The 11,698-nt window shown below is 67.9% G+C and carries 10 protein-coding genes; 5 read left to right on the top strand and 5 right to left on the bottom strand.

Annotated features, from left to right (window positions below; all coding sequences use genetic code 11):
• Positions 1-192: 192 nt before the first annotated feature.
• From mltB to EL249_RS06370, 4 genes are all read right to left on the bottom strand, one after another.
• On the bottom strand, positions 193-1,677 hold the full coding sequence (mltB, locus tag EL249_RS06355; protein ID WP_005673626.1) for a lytic murein transglycosylase B: 1,485 nt from the start codon (positions 1,675-1,677) through the stop codon (positions 193-195).
• Positions 1,678-1,757: 80 nt separating this feature from the next.
• Positions 1,758-3,908: a transglutaminase TgpA family protein gene (locus tag EL249_RS06360; RefSeq protein ID WP_005673625.1), complete on the bottom strand. Its 2,151-nt coding sequence runs from the start codon at positions 3,906-3,908 to the stop codon at positions 1,758-1,760.
• Positions 3,905-4,855: a DUF58 domain-containing protein gene (locus EL249_RS06365; protein WP_005673624.1), complete on the bottom strand. Its 951-nt coding sequence runs from the start codon at positions 4,853-4,855 to the stop codon at positions 3,905-3,907. Before EL249_RS06365 ends, EL249_RS06360 begins: the two co-directional genes overlap by 4 nt.
• 70 nt (positions 4,856-4,925) lie before the next feature.
• Entirely contained in the window at positions 4,926-5,849 is a 924-nt protein-coding gene (locus tag EL249_RS06370; RefSeq protein ID WP_005673622.1) for an AAA family ATPase, read from the bottom strand.
• Between the two features lie 582 nt (positions 5,850-6,431).
• On the opposite strand from EL249_RS06370, the gene EL249_RS06375 reads away from it, so the two are divergent.
• From EL249_RS06375 to EL249_RS06385, 3 genes are all read left to right on the top strand, one after another.
• The gene (locus EL249_RS06375) at positions 6,432-7,181 is read left to right on the top strand and encodes an electron transfer flavoprotein subunit beta/FixA family protein (RefSeq protein ID WP_040529909.1); all 750 of its coding nucleotides are present in this window, start codon (positions 6,432-6,434) and stop codon (positions 7,179-7,181) included.
• Positions 7,182-7,209: 28 nt separating this feature from the next.
• Positions 7,210-8,142, top strand: coding sequence for an electron transfer flavoprotein subunit alpha/FixB family protein (locus EL249_RS06380; protein ID WP_005673620.1), 933 nt, complete (start codon positions 7,210-7,212; stop codon positions 8,140-8,142).
• Positions 8,143-8,333: 191 nt separating this feature from the next.
• Positions 8,334-8,873, top strand: a complete 540-nt coding sequence (locus EL249_RS06385; RefSeq protein WP_005673619.1) for a hypothetical protein — start codon at positions 8,334-8,336, stop codon at positions 8,871-8,873.
• Positions 8,874-9,063: 190 nt separating this feature from the next.
• Here the strand turns inward: EL249_RS06385 and paeA are convergent, their stop codons facing one another.
• Positions 9,064-10,398 (bottom strand): polyamine export protein PaeA, encoded by a 1,335-nt coding sequence (paeA, locus tag EL249_RS06390; protein ID WP_005673618.1) that lies wholly within the window; start codon positions 10,396-10,398, stop codon positions 9,064-9,066.
• 429 nt (positions 10,399-10,827) lie between these two features.
• Here paeA and rpsP point away from each other — a divergent pair, with 429 nt between their 5' ends.
• Both rpsP and rimM read left to right on the top strand, forming a co-directional pair.
• Positions 10,828-11,088, top strand: coding sequence for a 30S ribosomal protein S16 (gene rpsP / locus EL249_RS06395; protein ID WP_040529906.1), 261 nt, complete (start codon positions 10,828-10,830; stop codon positions 11,086-11,088).
• 20 nt (positions 11,089-11,108) lie between these two features.
• Entirely contained in the window at positions 11,109-11,696 is a 588-nt protein-coding gene (gene rimM, locus EL249_RS06400) for a ribosome maturation factor RimM (protein WP_005673616.1), read from the top strand.
• Positions 11,697-11,698: the final 2 nt, after the last annotated feature.

The raw sequence follows: 11,698 nt of genomic DNA on the forward strand, positions 1-11,698 counted from the left end.
TATCTTAACGCCGCTGCCCCGGTCTGCCGTCATCCGGATGGTGGGATCCCCATTCAGCGCGTCAATGCAGCCGGATTCGGCGCGTGTCGGGCTGCCCATGTTGGCGCTGAGTGGCACTGTATGGTGCTGTGTGGTGCTGTGTCCGTGAGAGGTCGGCCTGAGCATGAAACCGTCAGGCCGCGTCCCCGATGCTCAGGGCGAGGGCGGCTTCTGCGGCAGCGTGGGCTGGTTGGGCAGTTCCAGCTGCGGTGCGCCCAGCGTGCCGGCATGGCGCTGGTGCAGCACTTCGGCCAGCTCGGTCACGGCCATGGCGTAGAAGAACGAGCGGTTGTAGCGGGTGATGGCGTAGAAGTTGCCGGTACCGATGACGTAGCTGGGCGGGTTGGCGCCGTTGGGCAGGTCCACCAGCATCAGCGGCTGGTCGGCCGGCAGCGACAGCGGGCTGCTGATGCCGGCAGCGCGCAGCTCGGCGATGCTTAGCTCAGGCTTCGGGCCGCGGGCCAGCAGCGAGGCGGGGTCGGCGTTCTCGGCCAGCGTGACGGGGTAGTAGAGGTCGCGGTCCTTCTGCCAGCCGTGGATGGCCAGGAAGCGCGCCACGCTGCCGATGGCATCGACCGGGCTGTTGACCAGATCGATGCGGCCATCGCCGTCGAAGTCGGTGGCATAGCTGCGGATGCTGCCGGGCATGAACTGCGGGGTGCCGATGGCGCCGGCGTAGGAGCCCCGGGGCGCCATCGGATCCAGGCCGTTCTCGCGGCAGTACAGCAGGAACTGCTCCAGCTCCTTGCGGAAGTAGGCCGCGCGCGGCGGAAAGTCGAAGGCCAGCGTGGAGAGCGCCTGGATGGTGGGGAATTTGCCGGTGTTGCGACCGTAGAGGGTTTCCACGCCGATGATGGCGACGATGATCTCGGCGGGCACGCCATGTTCCTGCGTGGCGCGTTCCAGTGCGCCGGCATGCTGCTCCCAGAACTTCAGGCCGCCATCGATGCGCACCGGCTGCAGGAAGCGGGCCCGGTAGGTTGGCCAGTCAGGCAGTTTGGGGGCCGGGGGCGGCGTGGTGGGGGCGGTACCTGCGGGTGTGGCGTCACCGGCCGGGGCTGGCACGGGGGGCGGCGGAGGCGGGGGCGTCATCAGCGCCAGCGTGCGCGCGTTGGGGCTGACCTGCGCGAACAGTGCCAGCAGGGCGTTGCGGTCGAAACCGTGGCGCTCGGCCATTTCGCTCACGAAGGCCTTCACCTCCAGATGTTCGGCATAGTTGCCGGGAACAGGCTGCGGACCGCTGGCCGCAGCGGTCACGCCGGCGGCCGTTGCTGTGGATGTCGCCGCGGCTGCCGTGGCGGCAGCCTTGGATGAAGCTTTGGGGACGGGCTGTGTCCGGGCCGCTTTCCCGGCGGGGTGTCCTCGGGATGCGCCGGCCCGGGCCTTCGTCGTCGCTGGCTTCGTTGAAGCCTGGGCGGAACGGGATGCCTGGGCGGCCTTGTTCTGTCCGGCCTTCTTGCCGCCCGTGGTCGAGCCTGCCGTGTGCTTCCCTTTCGTGAACGCTGCCTTGCGCACGGTGTGGGCCTTGGCCGTGCCTTCGGCCGAGGGGGCCGCCAGGGCGACAGATGCGGTGCCCAGCAGGGCAAGGCTCAGGCAGAGGGCGGCAAGCCGCGGGGCAGGGGGCGTGATGGCAGGCATGAAGGACGGGCGGGGTAAGACGGGGCGGTGCGGGGCCGGCTGCCGGAGGGGGCGACCGGACTCCTGCGGCTCGCCTTCCCTCAGGGCCGGAAGGCCCGCACCAGCCCGCGCAGCTGGGCCAGCAGTTCGGCCGGGCCGGGTTCGGGATCGTAGCGCATCCGGTTGTAGGTGGCGACGATATCGTGTGCCAGCGCGGCATTGTCGGCATCAAGCAGACGCTCGACGCGGTAGAGGAACTGGTTGGCCGTTTCCTGGGGCATGCGGTCCGCCCCGATGGCCGCCAGTTTCCGGCAGAAGTCCTCGAAGGCCCGCTCCACCGGGTCGCGCGGCTGACGGGCCCGCAGGGTGAAGAGCGCCGTGACGGCCAGTGCCAGCCCCAAGGCGCCCGCCAGGATGCCGGCCAGCGTCTGCCAGCCATCGGCGCCCAGGCCCAGGCGGTCCAGCAGGCGGCGCTGACTGTTGCGGTCGTAGGACAGCAGCCACAGGTTCCAGTGGTGGGTGATGCCGTCCAGGCTCAGCGTCCAGCGTCGGGTCAGGTCCGAGGCGGTGCGCGCCAGCGTGTCCTGCTGCTGGGCGCGCAGTGACTGCAGGTTGCCCTGCTCGATGCGTTCGGGAGCGACGGCGGCGGTGGGGTCGGCGCGCAGCCAGCCTTCCTTCGGATGCCAGATTTCGGCCCAAGCGTGAGCGTTGGCCTGGCGGACGATCCAGTAGTCATCCTGCGCATGGTGCTCGGCGCCCTGGTAGCCGGTCACCACGCGGGCAGGCACGCCCATGGCGCGCATCATGAAGACGAAGGCGCTGCTGTAGTGCTCGCAGAAGCCTGCCCGGCTCTCGAACAGGAATTCGTCGATGCTGTCCTTGCCCAGCTTGGGGGGCGACAGCGTGTAGTGGAAGGGTTCCTCGCGGATCCAGCGCAGCACATGGGCGGCCAGAACGTTGGGGTCGTCGCCCAGCTGCTGGCGCCACTGTCGGGCCAGCGCCAGGGCACGCGGATTGAAGCCCGGTGGCAGTTGCAGCCAGTTGTGCAGGCTGCGCTCGGTCTCGTTCAGCCCCGTCCAGGAGCCGGGGCGCGACTGCGCCACAAAGCGCATCCGTTCGGTCAGCGGCGACTGGCGCACCCATTCCATCGTGGGCAGCACGGCGGTGGGTTCATCGCCCACCTCCGGGGTCTGGGTGATGGTGTCCAGTCCCAGCAGCCAGCGGTTGTTGCCGGGCTCGCGCGTGATGGTGTATTGCCAGGTGGCCGATCCCTGTGGCACGCGCACCTCGGGCGGTGGCAGGCTGCGCTCGGCCGAGGGGGGCAGCGCCGTCCAGCGCCGGCCGTCGAAGTGGCCGAAGCTGGGGCCGCGCCAGTACATGTCGCTGGGGGCAGGGGCATCGCCCTGGAATTCCACCCGCATCACGACTTCATTGGATTCGGCCAGCTTCGAGAAGTCGCCGGGAGCCATCGAATCCGACAGGCCGGTGGTGCTGGCGTCCTGCTGGTTCTGGTTGCCCCACAGCGGCCCGCTCGGACGCGGGAACAGCACGAACAGGATGATGGCCAGCGGCAGGGCCTGCAGCAGCAGCACGACGGCCTGGCGCAGCCGGGTGCGCAGCGGCACCTCGGCCTGCTGGTACTGGATGGTGAGCAGCACCGCCAGCAGCGCCGGAATGGCCAGCAGCGTCCAGGCACCCATCAGGATGCTCTGGGAGTGCAGATAGGCGGCCAGCAGCAGGAAGAAGCCCAGGAAGACGGTGATGTAGAAGTCCCGCCGGGTGCGCATCTCCAGAAGTTTCAGTCCCAGAAAGAGCACCACCAGCGCCACGCCCGCTTCCTGGCCCACCAGGGTGCGGAACTGGGCGTAGACCGCGCCCACCACGGCCAGACTGGCCAGGATGCGGATCCAGCGCCCCGGCAGGGGCCGGCCGGAAACGAGCAGGCCCAGCCGCCAGGCAAACAGGATGGCAAAGCCCGCCGTGCACCAGAAGGGCAGGTACAGGGCATGGGGCAGGACGGCCAGCAGCGTCACGGCCAGCAGGAAGAGCGTGTCGCGCCGGTCGCGTTCCCAGGTGCCGCCCAGACGGCCGCCCAGCGCACGCAGCGAGGGGCGCAGACGCGGGTTCAGGGTGGCGTTTTCCTGGCTGCCGCGTGTTCTCGCGTCTGGATTCCGTGATCCACGGCCCGCGCTGCTGCCAGGGGCTGCCGTGAACGGCCGGGCAGGCTGCGGCTGGTGCGGAGCCTGGCTCATGATGCGGGGGCCTCACCGAAGCGGGCCAGGGCTTCCAGGCAGGCAGCGCGCTGCTTGGGGCCCCGGTCGGTGGTGAAATGGCGGCGCGGCAGCTTCAGCGCATAGGGCTGCTCGGCCTGTTCGGCCAGTTCGATCCAGCTTGTCAGCCGCGACAGGCGTGCTTCTTCGTCCAGACCCGGCGGGAGCTGCTCCCAGTCGAACATCAGTTCGCCGCCTTCGCCACCATCGGAGAATTCCCGGGTCTGCGGCAGGCCCTGCGGATGGCGGGCCATGGCGCGCCAGGCCAGCCGCCGGATCGAATCGCCGGGGCGGTAGGGGCGCAGGTGGCTGAAATCGTCGCCGCCATGCTGATGCTGCTCGGCATGGCCGGTGGGATCATGGGACTGGGGCAGGGGGCTGGGCGGATTCTCGGGGGCTGGCCAGGCCAGCACGCCGGCGGCCGGATACCACAGCGTCCAGACCCGCCACAGGCCCAGCGGGAAGTCGGAGGTGAGCCGCAGCAGCGGGGCCGGCTGCCAGCCGCGCTTTTCGGTCTTTAGCGCCACCGACACCATCTGCTCGGCCTCGGCGGCAATGTCCACTTCCTGTGCCTCGGTATCGCGGCCCGTGTCCAGGCGGATGGCGTAGCGCGCCAGCCGGGTGGGGTTCAGGAAGCTCAGGTTGAGTTCTGCCGTCTCGCCGGCGTGCACCGGATCGCCGCGGCCCGGTCGCAGCACCAACCCGGCCAGATTGCGCCACGCATGAAAGAGCGACACCCAGAAGACGCCGCCCAGCACGAAGACCAGCACGTAGCCCAGCGCCAGCCCGTAGTTGATGGTCAGCACCAGCATGACCAGCAGCGCACCGGCAAAGATCAGCCCCATCCGGGACGGCAGGACGTAGATCCGTCGACGGGTGAGGGGGAAGTCGCCTTCCCAGGGGGTGCGCGTGCGGCCGAAGAAGCGCATTCAGTAGGGGAAAGTGGTCGGAACCGGGCCTTGCACAGGAAGGGCCATGGCGTGGAACGGGGGCGTCATGTCAGGGAATGGCCACCGCCTTCTGCAGCTCGGCCACCAGCTCGGCGCGGGCGCGGTGGTTGGTGGCGGCGCCGCGCGCCGGCTTCAGGCGATGTCCGGCCACCGGCAGCAGCACGGCCTGCACGTCGTCGGGCAGCACGTGGTTGCGGCCGTCCAGCAGTGCCCAGGCGCGGGCGGCGCGCAGCAGCGCCAGGCCGGCCCGTGGGCTCAGCCCCTCGGCAAACATCGACGAGCGCCGCGACTGGGTGAGCAGGTTCTGCACGTAGTCGATCAGGGGGCCGGAGGTCTTCACCTCGGTGACGGCTTTCTGGATCTGCAGCAGCTCGGCCGGCGTGAGGATCGGCTTCAGCTCGGTGAGCCAGTCCCGACGGTCCCGGCCTTCCAGAATGGCGCGTTCCGACTTGGGATCGGGGTAGCCCAGTTCCACGCACATCAGGAAGCGGTCCAGCTGCGACTCGGGCAGCGGGAAGGTGCCGATCTGGTCCTGCGGGTTCTGGGTGGCGATCACGAAGAACGGCTCGGGCAGGCGATGGGCCACGCCCTCCACCGAGACCTGGCGCTCTTCCATGGCCTCCAGCAGCGCACTCTGCGACTTGGGCGAGGCACGGTTGATCTCGTCGGCCAGCAGCATCTGCGTGAACACCGGGCCGGGCATGAAGGAGAAGCGCTGCTCCTGGCGCTGATAGACGCTGGAGCCGGTGATGTCTGCCGGCAGCAGGTCGTTGGTGAACTGGATGCGTTTGTAGTCCAGCCCCAGCGAACGGGCCAGCGTGTGAGCCAGCGTGGTCTTGCCCACGCCGGGCAGGTCTTCCAGCAGCAGGTGGCCACGGGCGAACAGGCAGGCCAGCGTCAGGCGGATCTGGCGCGGCTTGCCGACGACGATGGCGCCGATCTGCATGGCGACTTCCTGGATCTTTTGCAGCATGGGGTACCAGCCGTGACGGAATGAAGGAATGGGGGTGGGTCTGCACGGACACCGGCATGCCGGTCCGTTGCTGTGCCCATCCAATACCCCCAGCGGCGCCGATGGTAGTGGGGAACGCCTGCATGGCTGGTTCCGGGCTGACGGCCGGTTGGCGGGCGCGGATGCGCCCCCGCTGTCCGGTCCCCAGGCCCCAGGTCGGCCGTCAGGGGGCGGGTGTCGGGCAGGGGATGGTTTTCTGCGCTTCCGGGCTTGCAGGCCTTCAGGGCTTCATCCCTCTGGCCCCTGGGCACCGTGGCGCCTGGGGTGTCGGGTGGGTCAGTCCACCCGGATTGCCCTGGGTCGATAGTTCATGACCTTCCAAAAGGTAGCGCTCATGGGAAACCCTGATGAAACACTCTCTTATAATGTGTGGAAAAACGAGCGTGTCATGTACCTGCAGGCCGCCACGCTGATTCCATGCCCTGGGCTCCCGGGCCTCGCATTTCCGGCCGGGAAGGGTGATGGACCCATCCGGAGCTTCCCCCGATGGCGGCATGTATGATTCCACGCGATGTGGACTACCTCTATCAACGGACTTGTCTCATGAAAATTCTGGTAGCAGTCAAACGGGTCGTCGATTACAACGTCAAGGTCAGGGTCAAGAGTGACAACACCGACGTGGATATCGCCAACGTCAAGATGTCGATCAACCCCTTCGACGAGATTGCCGTGGAAGAGGCCGTGCGCCTGAAGGAAAAGGGCGTGGCTACCGAAGTGGTCGCCGTCTCGTGCGGGCCCACCGCCTGCCAGGAAACGCTGCGCACCGCGCTGGCCATTGGCGCCGACCGTGCCATCCAGGTGGAAACCGATGCCCAGCTGCAGCCGCTGGCCGTGGCCAAGCTGCTGGCTGCCGTGCAGGCCAGGGAGTCGGCCGGCATCATCCTGCTGGGCAAGCAGGCCATCGACGATGATGCCAACCAGACTGGCCAGATGCTGGCGGCGCTGCTGAAGCTGCCGCAAGGCACCTTCGCCTCGAAGATCGAGGTGGCTGATGGTCAGGCCACCGTCACCCGCGAGATCGATGGCGGCCTGGAGACGCTGCGCATGCCGCTGCCGGCCGTCATTACCGCCGATCTGCGCCTGAACGAGCCGCGCTACGTCACGCTGCCCAACATCATGAAGGCCAAGAAGAAGCCGCTGGAAAAATTCTCCCCGGCCGACCTGGGCGTCGATCCGGCGCCGCGCCTGAAGGTGCTGAAGGTGACCGAGCCGCCTGCCCGTCAGGGTGGCGTGAAGGTCTCCAGCGTCGAGGAGCTGGTCGAGAAACTGAAGAACGAAGCCAAGGTCATCTGATCAGGCGCAACGGAAGAGGGAGTGACCCATGGCAGTACTGGTTATTGCAGAACACGACAACAAGACCCTGAAACGCGCCACGCTGCAGGCCGTGGATGCAGCCGCCCGGCTGGGTGAGGTGCACCTGCTGGTGCTGGGCAGCGGCGTGGATGCCGTTGCGCAGGCCGCCGCCAAGGTGGCGGGCGTCGCCCAGGTGAAGGTGGTGGACGATCCGGCGCTGGCCGAGTCCCTGGCCGAAGTCGTCACCGCCCAGGTGGTGCCGCTGGCCAAGGACTACAGCCACGTGGTGGCCGCCGCCACCGCCCACGGCAAGGACTTCATGCCGCGCGTGGCCGCCCTGCTGGACGTGGCCCAGATCTCCGAGGTGACCGGCATCGATTCGGCCGACACCTTCCGCCGGCCCATCTACGCCGGCAACGCCATTGCCACCGTGCAGAGCAGCGACCCCATCAAGGTGCTGACGGTGCGCGGCACGTCCTTCGATGAGGCCGCCGCTGAAGGTGGCTCGGCCGCCATCGAGAAAGTGGCGGCCGTGGCCGTCGACGGCCAGCCCGCCCTGGTGGGCCGCGAGCAGGCCTCCAGTGATCGTCCCGAGCTGACGGCCGCCCAGGTGGTCGTCGCCGGCGGCCGGGGGCTGGGCAGCGCCGAGCAGTTCCAGGCCGTGCTGGAGCCGCTGGCCGACCGGCTGGGTGCCGCCCTGGGGGCCTCGCGTGCGGCGGTGGACGCCGGCTATGCGCCCAATGACTGGCAGGTGGGCCAGACCGGCAAGATCGTTGCGCCGCAGCTCTACATCGCGGCCGGCATCTCGGGGGCCATCCAGCACCTGGCCGGCATGAAGGACAGCCGCATCATCGTGGCCATCAACAAGGATGAAGAGGCGCCCATCTTCAGCGTGGCCGACTATGGCCTGGTGGCCGATCTCTTCGAGGCCGTGCCTGCGCTGACTGCCAAGCTGGGCTGATCGCCTGATCGCCTCACCGGACGGCGGAGCGTGACATTCGTCACGTTCCGCCGTTGTCGTTTCCGGCCATGAAAAGGACTCCGACGTTTTGGCGATTCTTGAGGCATGGTTGCTTGCCGTGGGGCGGGGCGCCGATCAAGAATGCCTGCCGCTGGTGCCCCGCCGGGTGCCTTTCGTCAGGAGACGTGGAAATGGAAACGAAATTTGCGGTGGGCCGTCTGGTGCTGTCCTGTGCCGCCGTGGCTATGAGTGGTCTGCTGGCGGCGGGCGCCGCCCAGGCTGAAAGCGTCACCAAGGTCTATCAGTCGCGCATGCACGATGGTTCGCTCAGCTTCGGCGACAAGCCTGCCCAAGGCGCCATCGAGACCGAAAGCCGCGACTATCGGCTGCCCGACGCCCCCCCGGCCGCCGTGCTGGAAGCCGAGCGCCGCAACTGGGCCGAGCAGAACCGGGCCTTCGAGCAGCGTTATACCGACCGCCTGGCCATCGAGGCCATGCAGGAACGCCAGCGCAAGCTGGAGACGATGCTGCTGCGCGGTGCGAGCGCTGCGGCGCCCACCGAGACGCTGGTCTATGGGGGCGCCCCCGTGGTCTGGGGTGCACCGCACATCCGTCCCATGCCGCCCATGGCCCAGCCCGGAGGCGCGGTCTATCGCAGCTCGCCCGGTGCCGTGAACGGCCGTGGCGCGCCGTTCCTGTCCAGCGGCTTCCAAGCGCATCCGGCGTACTGATACCTGGTCATCCCTCATGAAAAAACCCCGGCAGCGCAGAAGGCTGTCGGGGTTTTTTGTTGGGGCCTCATCGGGGCATCCGGGTCGGGACACCCCCATGTGCGGCGCGTGACCGGGTGTCCGCCGCGCAGGGCGTGGCCAGGTGTCAGCCACGCAGGGCCTGGTCGGCGGGGCAGGGTCGTGGCCGGTTTCAGTCCGCTGCGGCTGGTGCGGCCTCTTCCTTGGCGGGGTCCTTCAGCCGTGTCACCAGCAGCTGGTCGATGCGATGGTGGTCGATGTCGACCACCTCGAACTTGTAGCCACCGTAGCTCACGGCGTCGGTGAGCTTGGGCATGCGGCGCAGGCTGTACATCATGAAGCCGGCCAGCGTCTCGTAGCTGCTGTCCTCGGGCAGCGCCTCGATGTCCAGCGCCCGCAGCACGGTTTCCACCGGGGTCAGGCCGTCGATCAGCCAGCTGTTGTCGTCGCGCTTGACGATCTGCCGCTGGTTGTCGTTGACCAGATCGCCCATCACGGTGCTCATCACGTCGTTGAGGGTGATCAGCCCCACCACCAGCGCGTATTCGTTCAGCACGATGGCGATGTCCTCGCGGCTGGCCCGGAAATGGTTCAGCAGCTCGGACAGCGTGAGCGAATCCGGAATGGTCAGCACCGGCTTGATCCACGGTGCGCCCTTGAGCGTCAGCGGCTCGTCGTTCAGGATGCGGGCCAGCAGGTCCTTCGATTCCACGTAGCCGACGATGCGGTCGATCTCGTCGTCGCAGACCAGGAAGCGCGAATGGGCCAGCTGGGCAATCTGCTCGCGGATCTCCTGCTCGGTTTCCTGCAGCGTGAGGTAGGCAATGCTCTCGCGCGTGGTCATGGCCGACGACACCAGCCGCGATTCCAGCTCGAAGACGTTCTCGATCAGGTGGTATTCGGTGTCGGGCAGCACACCGGCCTCGGCGCCGGCATCCACCACGGCCGAGATGTCGTCGAAGGTGAGCTCGTCGGTGCGCTGCGCCGGCAGCCCGAACAGCGAGATCAGCTTGTCCGAGAGCGTGTTGAAGATCCAGACAATGGGCTTGAACAGCACGATGCAGCCGTGCAGGGGGCGCACCAGCCGCCGGGCCAGTCGCTCGGGGGCCAGCATGGCCAGCCGCTTGGGCAGCAGGTCCGCAAACAGGATGAACATGCCCGTCACCACCAGGAAGGACAGCGTGGTGGTGAGCGGTTCCAGCCAGGGACCCTTGTAGAAGGGGGATATCCAGTCGTGCAGCGAGGGGCCGAGCGCCGATTCACCCACGGCACCGGCCAGGATGGCCACCGCGTTGATGCCGATCTGCACCGCGGTGACGAACTGGCCGGGGCGCAACTGCAGGGCGAGAATTTCCTTGGCGTGCTCGTCGCCCTCGTCGGCCATGACCTGCAGCTTGATGCGGCGCGAGGCGGCCAGCGAGATTTCGGCGGCCGAGAAGAAGGCGCTGCACAGGATGAGCAGCAGCAGGATGAGAAGCTGTTGGGTGGGACTGAGGCTGAAATGCAAAGCGGGCTCCGAAGCCGCACAGGGGACGGTCTGGACAGGCTCAGTGACGGCGCGTCTCGTGTTTTTCGGACTTTCCCGAGTGCTTTGAACTCAAAGATTACCCACTTTGTGCGTTTTCAGCCACTTTTGGCCGATCAACGTCGGGTGTTTGTCGTTCCTGGCGCAGCGGTGATGGGGGCGGGGCAGGTCCGCCTGGGGAGGGCTCCATCCTGCGCCGGCGCAGCGCTCATCCCCGGGCCTGGGCCCTGGGTGGTGGTTCATTGCATGACAACGGCGCACTTGCGCTATACAATCAAGGGTTTCCTCAACATCGGGTTTCTTATGGGCGCGCTCTGGCGTGGCCTTGGGGAGCCCGGCAGGCAGTTTCTGGCCAGGCCCGGAGTCCGGGTGCCAGTTCTGCGGCATCGGCTGGTATTCGGAGATATCTCAATGGTCGTCGTTCGTCTCTCGCGTGGTGGTTCCAAGAAACGCCCCTTCTACAACATCGTCGTCACCGACAAGCGCAACCGTCGTGATGGCAGCTTCATCGAGCGCCTGGGCTTCTACAACCCGGTGGCTTCCGAGAAGGACCAGCAGTCCCTGCGTCTGGATCTGGCCCGCGTGCAGCACTGGGTCAGCCAGGGCGCACAGCTGTCGCCCAGCGTGGCCCGCCTGGCCAAGAAGGTCGAGCAGCAACCTGCCGCTGCCTGATTTCTTCCAGAGCAGTTTCCGTGGCTGATCCCCACTGGATTGGCGTCGGCCGCATTCGGGGCAGCCATGGTGTCCAGGGCGCGCTGAAGATTGAGCCCTACGCCGCCGCCTCCGAATCGGTGCTGCGCCATGCCCGGCGCTGGCGCCTGGTCGAGGCGGTCGAGCCGTCTCCGGACGGTCCGCCTGCAGGGCAGGTCCCTGCGCCCAGACGCGCAGCCCGTCCGCTGGCGTTGCCGCAGGTCGTGCGGCGTAGCCGCTGCCGCGTGCAGGGTGACGCGCTGGTGGCCGAGCTGGTGCTGCTGGACGGCCAGCCGCCACTCACCCGAGAACAGGCACTGGCCCTCAAGGGCGTGGAAATCCAGGTCGATCGCGCCGACTTCCCGCCCACCCAGGACGACGAGTTCTACCATGCGGACCTGATCGGCTGCGAAGTCATCGGCCAGCAGGGGGCTCGCCTGGGGACGGTCGTGGCTGTCGATGACCACGGTGCGCAGCAGGTGCTGCGTCTGGACGACGGCATGCTCATCCCCTTCGTCGAGGCCATCGTGCAATCGGTGGACATTGCAGCCCGGCGCATCCAGGCAGACTGGGCGGCCGACTGGCGCTGATC

It is taken from the genome of Lautropia mirabilis, assembly GCF_900637555.1.
GTDB lineage: Bacteria > Pseudomonadota > Gammaproteobacteria > Burkholderiales > Burkholderiaceae_E > Lautropia > Lautropia mirabilis.